The 18,226-nt window shown below is 43.8% G+C and carries 7 protein-coding genes; 2 read left to right on the top strand and 5 right to left on the bottom strand.

The genetic code is table 11. The features are described from left to right. Positions 1 to 20 precede the first annotated feature (20 nt). Positions 21 to 11,324: a T1SS-143 repeat domain-containing protein gene (locus QUF19_RS22530; RefSeq protein WP_286299629.1), complete on the bottom strand. Its 11,304-nt coding sequence runs from the start codon at positions 11,322 to 11,324 to the stop codon at positions 21 to 23. A 253-nt stretch (positions 11,325 to 11,577) separates the two neighbouring features. Between QUF19_RS22530 and QUF19_RS22525 the strand changes: the two genes are divergently transcribed. Beyond that, a complete protein-coding gene (locus QUF19_RS22525; protein ID WP_286299627.1) occupies positions 11,578 to 13,425 on the top strand; it encodes a M3 family metallopeptidase in 1,848 nt (615 codons plus the stop codon). A 108-nt stretch (positions 13,426 to 13,533) separates the two neighbouring features. Here the strand turns inward: QUF19_RS22525 and QUF19_RS22520 are convergent, their stop codons facing one another. The 3 genes from QUF19_RS22520 to QUF19_RS22510 all read right to left on the bottom strand — a co-directional run bounded on the left by QUF19_RS22520 (position 13,534) and on the right by QUF19_RS22510 (position 16,166). After that, the gene (locus QUF19_RS22520) at positions 13,534 to 13,845 is read right to left on the bottom strand and encodes a hypothetical protein (RefSeq protein ID WP_286299624.1); all 312 of its coding nucleotides are present in this window, start codon (positions 13,843 to 13,845) and stop codon (positions 13,534 to 13,536) included. Positions 13,846 to 14,046: 201 nt separating this feature from the next. Further along, the gene (locus QUF19_RS22515) at positions 14,047 to 15,087 is read right to left on the bottom strand and encodes a porin family protein (RefSeq protein ID WP_286299621.1); all 1,041 of its coding nucleotides are present in this window, start codon (positions 15,085 to 15,087) and stop codon (positions 14,047 to 14,049) included. Between the two features lie 158 nt (positions 15,088 to 15,245). Further along, entirely contained in the window at positions 15,246 to 16,166 is a 921-nt protein-coding gene (locus tag QUF19_RS22510) for a DUF3187 family protein (protein WP_286303287.1), read from the bottom strand. Positions 16,167 to 16,463: 297 nt separating this feature from the next. On the opposite strand from QUF19_RS22510, the gene QUF19_RS22505 reads away from it, so the two are divergent. Next, positions 16,464 to 17,222 (top strand): response regulator transcription factor, encoded by a 759-nt coding sequence (locus QUF19_RS22505; protein WP_434784932.1) that lies wholly within the window; start codon positions 16,464 to 16,466, stop codon positions 17,220 to 17,222. 32 nt (positions 17,223 to 17,254) lie between these two features. On the opposite strand, the gene QUF19_RS22500 is transcribed toward QUF19_RS22505, so the two are convergent. Next, a complete protein-coding gene (locus QUF19_RS22500; RefSeq protein WP_286299617.1) occupies positions 17,255 to 18,088 on the bottom strand; it encodes a regulatory protein RecX in 834 nt (277 codons plus the stop codon). Between the last annotated feature and the right edge of the window lie 138 nt (positions 18,089 to 18,226).

The following is an 18,226-nucleotide window of genomic DNA, read 5'->3' as shown; positions in this document are numbered from 1 at the left end:
TTATAGACTGTACATCTAACTTACAGCGTTAAATTATTGTCTTCTATCATTTTTTGTAAAATTTGTGCTTCTAATGCACTGCTACTGTCGCCTTGATACAGATCGTCGTACGTAACATCGGCTATTAAGATGTTTTGTTGAACGTCTTCGTCGCCATTAGGTTTAATAGAAATCGTCACGCCCTTACTAGATTCTTCTAAATCTAGGTATTGTGTGGCCCCCGAGCCCGTCGTAATTCCCAAGCTTCCAAGAATCCCAGAGAGGTCAATGGCGTCGGTATTTGGCGACGCATCGAAGTCTTGAATCACATCTAAACTTGCCGCCTCTGTACTGCCTAAACCTGATGATTCAAACACAAATTTATCAAAACCCGCACCGCCAATCAGTAGGTCATTATCATCTGTCGCGGTAATCGTAGAGTCCCCTTCCGCGACAAATTCAACCGATACCGTTTGAGGTAATCCTACCGCTTGGTTGTTGCCTATTTCAGCAGAAGGTTCGATGGTGAGTTCAAATGGGTCAACGCCATCATAGCCACCCGTAATCGCTAGATTCGGTACATCTGCCAAGTCCACCACATATTGACCATCGACCATCGAGCCGTGTGAGAACGTCAAACCTGCGGGAATATCATAAATTGTAATGAAGCCCACTTCTGAATCAGCAGGGTTTACAAGAGAAAGGTCTAAACCAAGAGGAATCGTGCCACTCGCTTCTGCGACAATTGAAGCGTATTCGACGCTTAGTAACGGTGCGTCAGGTTCTGGTGTGATAATAAGCGTCATGTCTTGCGAGCTTGGGTCACCCGTGTCGACCACTAACTCTCCGAGTACGGTATTTTGATCAACCGTTCGGCCTGTAATCGTAATATCGAGGTTACCAAACGCATCGCCCGCAAAGAATTCGAGCTCATCAACAGAGCTTGCTTTAACGAGGATCGTCGCCTGTATGATGCCACCCACATTGGTGAAAGAACTGGTTTCTGATCCAATTCGAATTCGATCTAGCCCAACTAAACCTGATGGATCCGAAGTCGAATTCACCGTTACGGTAATTGATAAGAACTCATCACTATTAGTCTCAAAGCTATTCGCATCAAGCGGAATAACAATGCCTTCGTCTTCACTACCCGTCAGTTGTTCAGGTAGGTCGAAGAACTCAACCTTGTCACCAATAGGATTTACACCAACGGTAAATTCAGATTCGGTATAGCGGATTTCTGCGGTGCCGATTTCTTGAGTAATCGCCTCAAGAACAAGATTCATATCACCACTGAAATCTCGTGGCGGCATAATAACGAGATTAGCAAGCTGACTTGGATCGAGTTGCCACTCGTAAGTAGGGTTACCATCAAAGGTACCGCCATCGACGCCATTGTTAGGAACTAATTCGTAGCTGTCGCCGACCTTTATCGCAACAACCGCACCTTCAGGCACGCCTTTCAATGCCAAGGACATATTTTCAGAGCCATCTTGGTCAATCAGCTCCGCGCTGAGTGATGACAGTGAAATGTAGTTGTCTTCGTCGCCGACAATATCTTGCGTTACCAAGTTTGCCGCATCAGCAACAGGTTCAACGGTGATTGTCACTACGGTCGTTTTATCTTGCGTATCCGTTTCAACGACACAATCCGCTTCATCGGTAATATTTGCCGTTACTGTTAAGGTAATTTCGCCGCTGTAATGTTCTGGTGGTGTTACCAACACATCACTCAAGCGGCTAGGATCCGTTACCGTCCAAGTACCATTGCCGTTATCAACCAACAAGCCAGTATCAGCAGGACTCTCCGATAGTGTCACACCATTTGATACTGTGATGGTCAGAGAGTTAACGGTCTCTTTACCAGTAGCACTATTGCCTTCACCCGTGATTAACTGGCCATCTTCAACACTATCACCCAGAACGAGCTCAAGATTAAGATCCGTGGCAATGTCTTCTTGGATTGTTGTGGAATCTGTGGCAACGGTAATGTCATCCACAACAGGCAGTACTTGAATACTAATGGTTTGAGCTGTCGTTACGGTTTCACCATTACACGGTGAGGTTTCAATCGTCTCTATCGTGAAATCAATACACCCAGCGAAGTCTTCGTCCAATCCGGTTAACGTCAGTTTCGAGAGACCATCGGCAGTAATCGAGTAACCGACCACTTCGCCAGCCGCGTCATATTCCGCAATAACACCATCACCCGAAATCTCGACGCCTTCAGGAAGAGAATCGGCAGGAATATAGAAAGAGATCGTATTGTCAGGGTCACTGGCGACATCGGTATTGAGCAAGCCCGTTAAATCGATATCTTCACCTTCATTCGTCTTAATATCACCACCCGGTTGAATGGGACTTGGTGGACCAACGGGGTCACAAGTACCGCCACCGCCATCATGGCCAGTAATCTGGATTTGGAATGAAGTATCAATATACTTCGAATCTTCACCATCAATCACACGAGCACGAACCACAATATCTAAAACGGGTGTATCGCTTGGGCTGGAGATCGTCATACCGCTCAAGATTTCTTGCGCCAACTCTTGGATCGAGTCACTCGTAAGACCGTTCGCAGAGATAATCCAGTTTCCTGAAACATCTTGAGCGGCTCCGTTCGGGTGATCGATAATCAGCGAATAACCATCAGGCACATCGATCAAGATATAATCTAAGTACTCTGAGCCATCCATATCAGCGTCAACAAAAGTAACGGCATCAGACACATTGACTGGAGAACCGTCCTCACTAGTGTACAGCTGACCCGAACTTTCTAAACGTGTATCTGACTCGACCCTCGCATCAACGGTGACACTGATTGAACCCGAGATATCTTTTACATCAGCCGCGCCTGTCGGCGAAGTGTCGGTAACTTCGTAAGTAATTGGGATCGAAAATGTACCGCTCAAATCTTCAGTAGCGGTTACTGACAGTCTTCCGCTACTTAAAAGCTCGGACAGTGTTGGCGTCGTAGAGTCTAATAAACTTTCTAAATCTAACCCTGAAGCTGGTACGGCAATAACACTGCCATCGAAATAAAGAGTCAGGTCAGCGGGAAGGCTATCAATCACATATCCCGTTAAAGACTCACTTCCATCAATATCTTGATTCACAGATGGTTCAAGATTCAATCCAATTTGGCTATCTTCAATACCTTGAGTGCTCACCGTTTGACCATCTTCTTGATCGACAACAGGTGCTAACTCTACCTTCAACGTCATCGGGAATTCGCCCGAATCACCGTCAGGTTCTGTCGAGATAGCAATAACAGTTAGCTCTAGCTCGCCACTAAAATCAGTAATTGGCTTGAGATACAAATCATTCAGTTGGGCGTTAGAAACCTGGAATACTGGGCCTGTTACATCGTCAATGTAGGCGATGGTCAGCGACACAGGCTCACCCAATGAATCCACCAGCAAGGTGCCGTCAGGAATATTGGTCAGGAGTATATTAATCTCTTCTGAGACATCGTCATCTGAGGTTTGGACTACAAAATCGAGACGAATCAAACCATCTTCATTGAGAACAGATTGGTTGCTGATGACTTTGGTATCGCTGTCATATTCCCAATGCGCATTGCCGCCATCCACAACAATAGGCTCATCGACGACACCCTTGAGGAAAATATTGATGGTTTTGGTATCGCTAAGCGCGGTCACGTTAATAGGATCTAATGAATCAACGGTCGATTCAGTCGCCACGGCCGTAACCTTAATAAACAGATCTTCGGTAAACGAACTGATGTCTTCTTTTGGTAGCAGATAAGCCACACCATTCTCGATGGCCTCCGCAGATACTAAATAAGTGTTAGGGCCAATTAGGTCAAACAATCCGCCTTGGATAGACCAACCATCTTGCACTTCGATTTGATAGCTTAACGATTCAGAACCGTCGGTATCCGTTAGCGATCCATCAATCACGTTCTTGAGGAAGATGGTTTCATCTTCTAAGCCTTTGTAGTCCTTAACCGATACATGTGGAGTATCAGCATCAGGTGAAATCTCGACAACTACTGTATTAACAATATCGGCCGTTTTATCGGCGGGGTCAGCGAAGGTGTTTCCCGCTTCGGTTGCAATCGCTGTAATCTCAAACTCGAATCGACCTGCGAGATTTTCATCGGCTCTGATTTCCATTTTGTCGATTTGGGTCTGGGTGTACTCTTTACCTTCTTTAACGGCGTTTCCGTTCAAGGTGATATTCAGCCCATCTGGAATGCCACTAATGGTGTAAGACAATTCTTCAGATGTATCTTGGTCAACTAACTGAGCGGTGATATCTAATTTAATTGGGTCCGCATCATCTTCTACGGATTGGTAGGTAAATACAGAATCTGACCAATCCGGGGCATCCGCTACGGGTAAAACAGAAACAGAGACATTTGCGGTCAGCTCTTTTGGAACCGTGTCAGTACTAATGATGGCGTTGATCGCTAGAATAACCGTTGAGGTCGTATTCGATTCATGGAGTGCAGGACGATACGTCAACTGACCATTCGGGCCGGTAAACTGGCTATCAATCGCCGTTAACTGATTACCTGAAAGCGTCACCTTGCCATCAACTACTTGAAGCAATACGCCATTCAAATACAGGCTACCTCCTTGCAGAGAGGCTTCTGAGAATTCAATAGCGGTAACGGTTTCGCTTTGGTCTACGTCTCCAGTAGAAACACTCACAACAATAATGGCGTCGTTATCTTCTGTGGTTTCTGAATCTTCATAACGAATAAAGCCTTCGTTATCGTCTAATACAAGCTCCGCATTACTTACCACTTCATCGCCGTCGGCATCTCGCACCAAATAATCAATATCATCGACGATCTTAGGGTCGGCAGGATTGGTCGTTACATTGGGATTCGTGGTTAGTTGATAGCTACCATCAGGTGAAAGAGTAAACTGACCATAAGTAGATCCACTATCATAGTCGTTGATAAGATTGATCGTGATAGGAGTACCGACATCATCAAAGGTATACGTGACGTTTCGATAGGTGAAGCTAATGATTTCCGCACCGTCTGCCCCTACAAACTCTTCTGTTAAGAACTGCCCGGTAAGATTATCACCTTCCACCATTTCAACGGAACTGTCTCTTGCAGTAGGGACTGCATCAGTCACGTTGACAGAGTAAATGGCTGGATCTGAGCTATCACCATCGGCATCAGTGACAACCAATTCAAAATTCACAGCAAGATTATTTTCACCGTCACCCGTGGCATGATCAAGCGGTGCATATAGGTTGAACTCTGTTGTGCCGTCGTTGTTAAAACGAATTCGGAAGATATCGTTACCCGACGTATCTTGAGCGTAATACCAACCATCGGCATTCACGTCTTGCAAGGATATCGCTCGTCCGCCACTGCTGTAACCAAGGGCATCAAAAGCATCGATGTTGATTGAAACTGATGCGATATCGTCCGAGCCTTGGATAATAGCGATCGATGGGCTTGGCTCTTCAGTCCCAGTTTGTTCGTTATCACCAATGAGTCCATCTTCATCGACAGATATGCTGCCTACAATCGAGAACGCAGGATCCTTACCATCGTATATTTTAATATCTGACTCTTGAGTGGAGCGCGAACCGTCTGAATCAATAACGACAACTGTTGTCGGTATATTCAATTCGGTATCTTTTAACCCAGTGCCATGGTCAATAGAGCGATATAGATCAATCTCAACGGCAACTGTACCGGAGGCATTGGCTTCTAGGAAATAGTCCGAAGGTAGACGAATCTGCATAATGACATCGCCATTACTTAATATCGCATCGAAACTGCCGTCACCATTGTCTCTCCAAGTTAAAGCTTCATCATTATGAGTAACGGCTTCCCCATCACCATCTAAAACCGCCTGACCGTTTGTTACATCAATACCAAGATAAACGATAGGATCATGCGATGCAGTGATATCCAAATTGACCACTGCGCTTTGTTTTACGCCATCTGGTGTCGTATTGGCGATAGGTGTTTCAGATAGTTCAACCGTGCCACTTCCAATAAACGGTTCACCACCGTCAGTAATAGAGATGTTAAGGTCTAGTTTGGTTTTATCATTATCTGAATCGCGAGCAGTAACAGTAAAAGGAAGAGAATCCGTACCATTGGTTTGATCTAAACCTTTATAAAGAGTGAAGACATAATCCACACTGCTGTCTACATCACCGGATACGGGCGCGGCAAAACTCACAGTAAAGGCAACATCGCCACCCACTACTGGTCCTGCGTAGCCAGTCAATAATGTTCCATCCTCAGAAACCGTGTAATAAATCTGTTCACCGCCGCTGAAGAGCTGAGGTTGGTCTGCTAGATCAAAGAACACACTGTCTAAGTAATCACTGCCAATCCCGATACTGAAGGTTCCGGTGCTACTGACTTCACCGACAGGAGCATTGCTTAAATCCGACTCGTTGACTGAAACATTTGAATCAAGAACCAAACTCGGATCATTACCGTCCTCTATCACCCATGATATTTGACCGTTTTCTAAAGCTGTGCCATCAGTATCTGTACCAATAATATTCAACGGAATCGTGAGTAAATCACTAGTGAGAACATGATCGAGTGGGCGTTCAATCACTAATACAATATCGGCAAGTACATTATTCCCGTCGACCGTTGTCGTCATTGAAAACGAGAACACATCATCATCACCTTGCTTAGCTGTAATAATGAGACCATCTGCGCTGAGAGTATAAGTAAGTGCTGTAGAGTCGCCTCCCGAAGTAATACCTAATGCTTCTAGTTGCGCGACAGTCTCAGGGCTAAATTGTATAGAATCTGGGTCTGGGTTATCCGAACCACCTAATATAGTAAATTGAGCATTGATGGTTTGCGAACCGGAGGTAACGTCGACTTCCGTCACCGTTTTCGAATCATCCAATATCTGTCCTGCTGCACCATCAGTGATATCAATGGTCGCCGTTGCAGAGCCAAAATCACCACTAGAGTCAGCGGCAACGTAATTGAAGATAACGGTATGGTCTTGGTTATGATCTAGATTTCGATTTGCTTCAAAGGTCCACTGGCCATTGGCAAATACGGTCAATACACCATCCCCGGTATTGAACACCGCAGGAGTTGCACCTGAAATGTCCTTGCTGACTCCACCAACTTCGACGCTACTAATGGTTAGAGCGGTATCAAGGTCAATGTCATTGCTAAGAACGTTGCCTGACGATGTTTCACCTTCAACCATCGAGTAAGACTCGCCGAACAGCAAAGGTTCGGAATCTAGAATCGTGATCGGTAATTCGCCTAAAACGAGCTCAGTGGTTCCATCGTCATCAATCTGAAGACCTTCGATAATGATCACCGTTTGAAGTAACTCTTCACCAGCTTGTTGGTCAACCGCTTGGTAAAAGGTGATCTCAACGGTGCCTCCAATAATCTTAGCTTCGAAAACCAGTGTTCCATCGGTTCGTGTTGCTTTGAGCACTTGCCCGTCAGACTCTAATGCAATAGCGATAGATTGACCTTGAGATGTCACACCCTCGGCAGAGACTTGGTTTGCACTAAAGGCAAACTCGTCAGCAAACTGAATATTGATGTCAGCAACTTGGGTCTGATCTCCGAAGATTCCGACCGTGCTTTCAGAAAATGAGACTGAACCTGGCAGTATAATACTTGGCATGTCATCACTGACTTCATTGCCAATCGAATTGGCCACTCTCGCATCTATAATCCACTCAGTAGATGGGTCTAAGCTAGATACATCAATATTCTCGACTAGCCAGCCACCTGAAGCATCCACGACTCCAACAAAAGTCAGTGTTTGAGTACCATCATTGATCTCGATGTAAACAGGTAAGCCTTCGGAGACATCGGTTGTCCCTTGCATGGTGGTTAAATCGCCGCTACGAAAATCCAAGATGTTGAAACCAGACAAGGTATCAATATCAATAACAGGCGGTACGGTATTAATTTGTCCTGTGCTGTCAGTCCCCGTCGTTTCATTACCCGCAATATCAACGGTAACCGCCTCTACCGTAATATTGCCATCAGCAAACGCAGACAGATCGACATCATCGATGCTCCAAGCTCCTGCAATAACTACGGTTTGTAACGTTATAGACTGATTATTGCTATCGGTAACTGTGACGGTAATAGGTTGTCCATTTTCAACATTTTGAACAACACCTTGTAAACGAACAGATTGAACTTCTTCAGTGTTGAGTATGTTATCTGCATCATCAAATTCTGCGGTGATACTGGCTAGCGTATCTTTAACTATGGTGTCGCTAGAAGTGACCGTGTTTCCCGCAACATCCGTAACGCTAGCCTCTACGGTCAAAATCCCCTCAGCAAAAGTGGAATAGTCTTGACCGACTAATGTCCATTCACCAGCAGTGACCGTAGCGGTATAATTTTCTGATTTGCCATTAACATCAGTTATGATAATGGTAACTTCTTGACCATCTTCAACATTGGTCGCCGTGCCAACTAATGCGCCATTATTAACCTCGGCGGAGTTGTAATACTCATCACCAAAACCATCAAAATTGACACTGATGTCCGCTAACGTGTCTTTGACTATTGTGTCACTGGAAGTCGCTGTGTTGCCCGCAACGTCCGTAACCGTTGCTTCTACCGTTAAAGTGCCTTCAGCAAACCCCGAATAGTCCTGACCAATCAGAGTCCACTCGCCACCGGAAACTATCGCGGTATAATTTTCTGACTTGCCATCAACATCGGTAATGGTGATTGACACTGTTTGGCCATCTTCAACATTAGTAACCGTTCCAACCAAAGCGCCATTATTGACCTCGGCAGAGTTGTAATATTCATCACCAAAACCATCAAAATCGACACTGATGTCCGCCAACGTGTCTTTAACGATGGTGTCGCTGGAAGTTGCAGTATTGCCTGCAACGTCCGTAACCGTAGCTTCAACTGTTAAAGTACCTTCAGCGAAAGCTGAATAATCTTGACCAATTAGAATCCATTCGCCACCGGAAACTATCGCGGTATAATTTTCTGACTTGCCATCAACATCGGCAATGGTGATTGACACGGTTTGGCCATCTTCAACATTAGTAACCGTTCCGACCAAAGCGCCATTACTCACTTCGGCCGAGTTGTAATATTCATCACCAAAACCATCAAAATCGACACTGATATCCGCCAACGTATCTTTGACGATGGTATCGCTAGAAGTAGCAGTATTGCCCGCAACGTCCGTAACCGTTGCTTCTACCGTTAAAGTGCCTTCAGCAAAAGTGGAATAGTCTTGACCGACTAATGTCCATTCACCAGCGGTGACCGTAGCGGTATAATTTTCTGACTTGCCATCAACATCGGTGATTGTGATTGAAACTTCTTGGCCATCTTCAACATTGGTCACCGTGCCGACTAAAGCGCCATTACTGACCTCGGCAGAGTTGTAATACTCATCACCAAAACCATCGAAATTGACACTGACGTTCGCCAGCGTGTCTTTTAATATTGTATCCGCTGAGGTCGCCGTGTTTCCTGCGATATCCGTAACACTGGCTTCAACCGTTAATTCACCTTCGGCAAAACTAGAATAATCTTGATTAGTCAGCGTCCATGTACCGCCTGAAACCGTTGTCGAATAGTCTAACGATGTGCCTGCACTATCGGTGATGGTAATAGAGATTGTTTGACCGTCTTCAACATTGCCAACAGTACCAACCAACACACCATTCAGGACTTCTGTTTGGTTGTAAACCTCATCGTCAGATCCAGAGAACTCAACTCCAATCTCCACTAGCGTATCTTTAATAATGGTGTCAGTGGACGAAATAGTATTACCCGCTATATCTGTAATACTCGCGACAACGGTCAACTCCCCTTCCGCAAAGCCAGAATAATCTTGGTCTTTTAAGCTCCACAAGTTGCCTGAAACAACCGAGGTGTAGTCGACAGAAAAACCGTTACTATCAGTAATCGTTATATTTATCGCCTGACCATCTTCAATATTAAATGTTGCACCGATAAGGGCACCCTTACTCACTTCACTTTGATTGTAATAATTGTCACCGAAACCATCGAACCGAACGAGAATTCTATCCAGAGTATCTTTAACAATGGTGTCGGTAGCGGTGGTAGGGTTGCCAGCTATATCAATGGTACTTGCGACTACAGTAAGTTCACCCTCTGCGAAGTTTGAATAATCTTGATTTACTAATGTCCAACTGTTGCCAGACACAACTGTCGAATAATTTACGGATAAGCCTTCACTATCCGTTATTGTGATTGAGATAGTTTGCCCATCTTCGACATTTGAAACAGTACCAACCAAAGCACCATTATTTACTTCTAATTCATTATAAAACTCATCACCAAAGCCATCGAAGTCAACATCAATACTCGCCAACGTATCCTTAACAATGGTATCGCTAGCTGATGTAGGGTTTCCGGCAATATCGATGGTGCTAGCGACGACGGTAAGTTCACCTTCAGCAAAGTTAGAATAATCTTGAGAGACGAGTGTCCATACCCCACCAGAAACGGTAGTTGTGTATTCCTGAGTAACACCTTGGCTATCAGTAATAACGATCGTAATGACCTGTCCATCTTCTACATTTTCGACGGTGCCTACTAGAGCACCACTCGCAACTTCAAACTGGTTATAAAACTCATCACCAAAACCATCAAAGTCGACATCGATTGTCGCTAGCGTATCTTTGATTGTGGAATCGTTAGCAGTGATGCTATTACCAAAGTCATCGGCAATGATCGCATCAACTTGGAGATCGCCTTCCGCGAGCGAAGAAAGATCGACGCCATTAACGACATAGGCTTCGTCATTGGTGATTGCGGTAGTGGTAACTGTGTTGCCATTGATATCGGTTATCGTCAGAACAACGGTACGTCCATCTCGAACATCAACTGCAGTACCTGTGATGGTGACAGAAGGCACTTCGAACTGATTTTCGTAACCGTCACCACCATCTAAAATATCAACGGTTAATACGGCACTCGGTAAGAGTATATCGAGGTTACCTTCATTCGATGTTGTGTCTTCTTCTTCATATTCTGTGGGACGAGTATCAAAGCCCGCGTCTGCAAGAGTTTCATCTAATGTGGAGCGGACATAAGCAATAAAAGAAGCGCTAGAGCTAGACTGATCGTTGGCAGAGTTCTGTTGCTGAGGAGCGCTTTCGATGTTGTTGACGAGTTGAGTGACCACCTCTTCCAACTGTTGTTCAACAGCGGCTATTTGCGGCTCAGTGAGAGGTTGAGTCTGATCCAAATTCTGAGGCTCAATACTCACAACTTGCACACCTTCAACTTTGGATTGTGATGCAGGCACTTGAAGCCAAGTACCATCTGCAAGCACCTGCCAAACAACGCCACCAACTTCGATATATAAAATAGGATCCATCCTAAACCTCTTCCTTACAAAAACGCTGACATTGAGAACATCAATTTACTCAATAAAAGGCGAAAAAATCAGCGAACATTCTCTAAATAATACTAGCAAAAAACAAATCATTAACAGTTAATTAATTAACACTCATACGCCGTAATGTAAACCGATATCCTGTGACTTACATTCCGTTATATGCAATGTCACAAAATACATCTTGTGAATGTGTCATAATCTTGAAATTCAAGCGTTATTTTCAAGGAATCTCATGACTGCTACGAACTATCTCAACGAATTAAATCAAAAGTATCTTGCGACTCATAAAGCAAAAGAAGACTTCTTTTGGGATACTTACATGGGGATAAGTGACGACCATAATGGGTCAACACAAGCACAAACTCAGTGGACCGAATTTCTTAGCGCGGCTGAACAGATAACCACTATCGAAAAGCACATTTCTGCCATTGACGAAATTCAAGACGCGGAAGAAAAAGAGAGCACATTGACTGGACTGAATGGTTGGTTAGCGACCTTTAAATCTCACGCGATTGAATCTCAACAATCTCAGAAACTGAAAGCAGACCTCATCAAATTCGAAGCCGAGCTGTTTGAGAAAAAACAAAATCACGTAATGACTTACGTCAATGAGGCGGGTGAAGAAACAGAAGGCTCGTTACCGGTTCTAGGTTCAACAGTTAGAACTAATAGTACTGAAAAGGTAAGGCTTTCTGCACACCAAACATTGCTCGATTTAGAACAGTGGCTGCTGGTGAATGGTTTTATTGAGCTCATCAAAAAGCGTAACCAATTTGCTCAATCACTTGGTTTTAAAACCTTTTTTGATTACTCAGTCGTTAAAACCGAGCAGATGACAACAGAGCAACTGTTTACGATCCTGGACGACTTCGACGTACGTACGCGCGATAGCCATCAACAAAGTCTGACGAACTTAGCTAAACAGAAAGGTGAAAGTGCACTGGAAGCTCATAACTTTACCTACTCTTTTGCTGGTGACGTTATGAATGACTTAGACCCTTATGTTCCCTTCTCAAAATCACTGAGACGCTGGATAGAATCTTTTGGTCGCCTCAACATCGAATACTCTCAAGCCACGTTGAAATTGGATTTACTTGATCGTAAAGGAAAATACCCTAATGGTTTCTGTCACGGGCCAATCCCTTCTTTCTACGACCAAGGCGCTTGGGTTGCGGCTCAAGTTAATTTCACGAGCAACGCTAAGCCAGATCAAATAGGCAGTGGTTATGATGGAATTAACACCTTGTTTCACGAAGGTGGACACGCGGCGCATTTTGCTAATGTAAAAATGAACGCGCCTTGTTTCTCTCAAGAGTTTGCACCAACTTCGATGGCTTACGCTGAAACTCAGTCTATGTTCTGTGACAGTTTGTTGAACGACGCCGATTGGTTAAAACAGTACGCGCTCAATTCAGAAGGCACACCCGTGCCAGACGAATTAATTAAAGCGATTATTTATAACAAACAACCGTTTAGAGCCTATCAAGAGCGCAGCATTCTTGTGGTCCCTTACTTTGAGCGAGCACTTTACGAATTGGCTGATGAAGATCTAACACCTGAAAAGATCACGGCGCTTGCACGCAGCAGTGAAAAGACAATTCTTGGATTGGCTTGCAGTCCTCGCCCACTGATGGCGATCCCACATCTATTGTCAGATGAAGCATCTTGTTCATATCAAGGTTACCTATTGGCTCACATGGCGGTGTATCAGACACGTGCTTATTTCACCGACAAGTTTGGTTACTTAACGGATAACCCAGAGATCGGGCCTTTGTTAGCGAAACACTATTGGCATAAAGGCAATAGCGTGAACCATAACAGAACAATAAAAAGCCTGACTGGGGAAGGCTTCAATGCCAAGTACCTTGCAGATGAATGTAATTTATCACCAGAACAAGCTTGGGCGATTGAAGAGAGAAAAATCAAACAACTGGCTTCTAGAGGACGCGCACAAGTCGCTGATTTGAATGCCAAGATATCAATAGTCGATGGCTCAACTGAATTGGCGAACAATAACGTGTCGAACGACCAAATGTGTGACGATTTTGAAGGCTTTATTGTTGAACAGTACGGACGATAAATGATGTTTTAATGGAAGCGGGAAAAGACTAGATCTAACTGAGCGCATTAACGTAAAAAAGGACGATAATATATCGTCCTTTTTATTATTCAGCTTTCAGTACGCACTCTAAACGGCAACGCAAGCCGAACGAATTTCGGTATCAAACTCAATATCAATCGACTCAATGCTTCTCAAAGACTTTCTATGGATGCCGTACACCTGCCCCGTCAAAACAATATAAAACTTCTCAGTTTTAAGTAGCTCCCACGCTTCATCTAAAGATTCAACGTAGACCTTGTTTTGCGAGTCTTGCGGGCGAGTACCAGCAACTCTTCCATGCTTACGTGCTAATTCAAACAGTCCATTACGATTAGGTTTACACGTAAACAGGGTGTCATTGCCATAAATGACACCCTTGCCAGTCATGCTCTTAACCATTGTATTTCTCCAAATAATAATCCACTCGTCAAACTTGAGTGGCATACCACATGTCGAACAGTGGATGCTTAATCTGCACAAAGAAGATAATATGGTGTAAAGACCGGGCAGCAATTACACCATAGCGTTCAATTTCGAGTATTTGAGTTCTAAGGGCATAGACTCTTCAACAGATCTAAGCTCATAGAATTGCTTATGTTCTTAGAAGTAGTAGTAAGCAGCAGCGAATACGTGTGTTTCTTCGTCGTATTGCATACCAGTTGAACCAATGCGAGAGCCTTCGATATCTTGTTTGATATCGATGCCCATGTCTGCATTTTCGGCGATACGGTACATTGCTGCGATGTTGATGTAAGAAGCATCTACATCCGCTTGCCCGTCAAGTTCGTTGTTACTAGATGCGTAACCTGCAGCAAGTGTTAGGTCTTCAGAAACTGTGAAACCACCAGATAGGTAGTAACCTGTGTTTTTCTCAGAATCACTCTCTTCAATCCAAGAGTTCACACCTAACTTAAGCGCGCCAACCTTAACGTTACCTGTCACTGTGTAAACTTCGAAATCATCTTCGTAGTCACGGTTCTCGTAACCAGCGTATAGGTTGAATACTTCTTGCTCTAGACCAATGTAGCCGTTCACACCTTTGTCGAAATTCTCATCATTGCGAGAATCTTTCGTCTCAAAGTAAGAGATGCCGTAAGCGATACCGCTTGTTGCACCTTGGAATTTAACTACGTTAAACGCATCAGAAGCATCACCAGCAGAAGCACCAAACTCGTAAGTTGTATCACCAGCACCATCAACTTTGTCTAGCGCTGTATCATTTTCCCAACCGAATGAAGCGATACCGTAACCAGTGTCAAAACCTAACCATGCTTTATCTACGTCTGTTGCAGGGCCTGTATCAATACCGTTTACCCAAGCAGATGTAGCAGCGTCATTAGCGGCAACATTGTCATCCGTCGTGTATTGAAGCATGAAGTCAGTTTCGAAATAACCAACAACACGGTTGTTACGGTAGCTTACTGCTAGCGTCAAGCCAGTTGCCCAATCATCGTAAAATGCTTTTGAACCCGTATCGTAGTAACCACCAACACCGAAAGAACCTGCTACTGAGAATTGATCTTTATGCATAGAATCAAAAGCAAACATGTCTTCGTTCTGGCTGTTTTGGCTGCTTGTGTTTACAGCAAACGCTGAAGTTGAAATGCTTGCAATCGCAAGTGCTACTAATGTCTTTTTCATGATAACCACTACCTATATATATTGATTCGGCCTTGTTAGTCCGGCCTTTTGGAGTGGCGCTATTGTTCAAAAAATTACGTTATTGATATACCGTAAAATTACTGAAAATTTTATAGCCTTGATGAATTAAATTACATAATGATATGTTGATATGGCTTTTATATTGAAAAGCGCAAGCCGAGCGTGAATCCGATGTCGGTACTGTTGTCCATGTTACGCATGTTTTCGATCATCAAGGCTTCAATGGCGAGTTGGTTAAAACGGTATCGATAACCCACTACGACTTCGTTAGAAGGTTCCGAGAAATCGGGTTCATCTGTTGCCCACCCTTGATAATTTAAAGATTCAAGTAACAAGCTGTGCCGAGCATTAAACATATACTCATACCCTACCGCCCAACTTGCGCTTACGTTTTCAAAACTTAAGTCTTCTAAACCAACTAAGTAGTCATCACCGTTACGGTGAACCAAGCCTACCGTTGAAAAAAAGTTATGCCTTGATGTGATATAGCTATAGTTGAGTTGAACGCCTTGCTCGAAGCTCGTTCTGGCAAATTCCCCACTTCTAACATTGTTGTAAAACAAAGAGCCACCAGCAGAGAGCGACATCGGTCCTCTAGAATACAACAGCAGCTCATTGTAAAAAGTCAGCGCATTGGTTAAGTCATCACCTTCAAAGTCAGATACATGAACCCCGGCATTATTAAAATCCATGGTGAACTGATCTTCAGCCACTTCATCGCGGCCATTCTGTCCAATACCAAACAGATCGTGAAAGCCCATCACAAAGCTGTCTAAGCCGTTATCCTTTGCAGTGACCACTCGATAATCCAGTTCTGTTTTCCAAACAGGAGATGCTTGCCATTGAATCGCTATATTGGACTGGTTTTGGTAGTAATCGAGGGCGTACGCGTCCGTATGAGCCCATATACTGGCTTGGGTGTAGGAAGATTTGAATTCAACGCTTCCCACTCTATTAGGCTGAGCAGAACGAAGCTGTGTTGAAAGCACATTGGAATGAATCGGGGATTGAGCATAGACGAACATGGGAGACGCTATTGCAGTACGGAAAGTTAGCATCAATACTAATAAAGACAGTAATACTCTTAAAACAATCACGGTTTTCACTCGGCAATATCAAACGCCTCGATTCTCTTAAAAACACTGTTCAATTGATGCAGTAAAACTACGGCTTTTCTCTATCCGGTATATAACAAAGCGTTATAAAAACGGAAGATTTAGAATCCCTTGTTTATCTGTTCTTGTTACCTTGCACTATCCAGCATGAAAGAATATCTTCTGCCGGTGAATGAATGAGCCACTAATTGATAAGGGAAAAATGTGACAGATTCGAGTCAGAGCTTTGAACAATTATTAATGAAGCAATCTGCTACTTTGATCAATAGCGATCCAAGGGACTTTAATGCCACTTGGTCAGAGGCAAGTTTTGATGTTTTAGATTGGTTCGATATCGATAGACTCACACTCTACCCAAATTCTATGGTGCTGTTGGAAGATGGGAAAACATGTTCCGTATCCAAGTCGCACATTCCATCGATCAATAAGAGAGACTTCGTTGGTTGCAATCACTTGGAATATTTAAAGCTTCTCAAAACCAGCGAAACTTACTTGGAGTTTTCAGAAGCGCAGCTCGCTATCAGTCAAAATGATGTGTTAAGTGAGTTGTACGACCAAGGTGGAAAATGGCACTGCGTCATTCCTCTTCAGCTATTTAACCAACGCTGGGGCGCATTATCTTTTACGAATTTTCACGAAAATAATAAAACATTAGGGTTAGAAGACATTAAGCGATTGAAGCTTGTGTGTGAGATCTGGCTTTGCTACTGGCAGCACTCTACGTTAGCAAGAACGCTAAACCAGAGTGAAAACTTGTGGGAAGATGATAGCGACAAATTATTGCTGTTGACTCAAAAACAGACCAAGGTACTGTCTCTTATTGCTCAAGGCTTTAGTGCCAAAGAGTGCGCTGATAAATTGCACTTGAGCCCCCGCACCATTGAATCGCATAAATACAGAATGCTTGGTTTAATGGAGCTCAATAACCACAACGAATTAGTACAGTTTGCCTTGCGTAATGGCCTCGGTATCTCGGAAAATCAACACACCACACGATAGACTTTTTATTGCTTAATTCTTTTGTACAACCGCTATTCGTTGCCTTCACTCAACGCAAACTTAATCTCATCAGACGAGAAACCTTTACGACTCAACATTGCGTAGGCCTTTGAACGTTCCTTGTGATCCTTAAGGTCATAAGATTTTTTCTGCAGCTGTTCTAAACAAGAAGAGTAAAAATCCAATTGCTCTTCATTAATTAATCGGTCGATTAACGATGACAACTCGCTGGTGTCAATTTGTCGTTGTCTGAGCTCTTGCTGGATAGCGGTCAAGCCTTTGCCTTTACGAGCATACTTGAGCACTTCTTTTTCTAAATCCGCTTTCTCGGCCTTGATTTGGATATTGCTTTTCAGTTCATGCGCTTGTGGATGCTGGTCAATCGCGACTTTTACCTGTTGATAGCTAAAACCACGCTTTTGCAGCGTCGCAACCAGCTTTTCACGGCTCATGGTAAAGCTGGTGTAATAGTGGTTGATTCGGTCTATCAAGATAGTTTGTTCATCAATAGATTTTCCGAAGGACACCTTATGAATGGCATCAGAAATCACTGAGTCCGTCAGGCCTTTCTTCTTCAGTTTTTCGACAATGTATCGAGAACCAAATTCACCAGAGAATGCTTGTTCCACGAATTGTTCTGCAAACACTTGGTCAGACTTGAGATACCCAAAGCCTTTCAGAGAACCCAAAGTTTCATCGATCCATTCTTGATTGTCGGTTTTCACTTTCAGCTTTGCAATCAGCTCGCTTTCCGTCATATCCCTCTGGGTTAAATGCCACATCGCAGAGTTCATAACGCTTTCAATTCGTGTCGCTTTTCTTACCGTAGTATTTCTAGTATTCGTTTTTTGCTGTGAATCATCCATTCGATTTCAACTGTCCAAACTGAGCCTACCCCATCATAACGTAATTCTAAGGTGGGTGAAGTGACATAAAAGAATGAAGCTCAATATAAACTGACAGCCAATAAAAATGGACGCTAATTCAGCGTCCATTTAATTTCA

The sequence above is a fragment of the Vibrio sp. FE10 genome (assembly GCF_030297155.1).
In the GTDB taxonomy this organism is placed as follows: domain Bacteria; phylum Pseudomonadota; class Gammaproteobacteria; order Enterobacterales; family Vibrionaceae; genus Vibrio; species Vibrio apostichopi.
This window is presented reverse-complemented; position numbering and strand designations above follow the sequence as displayed.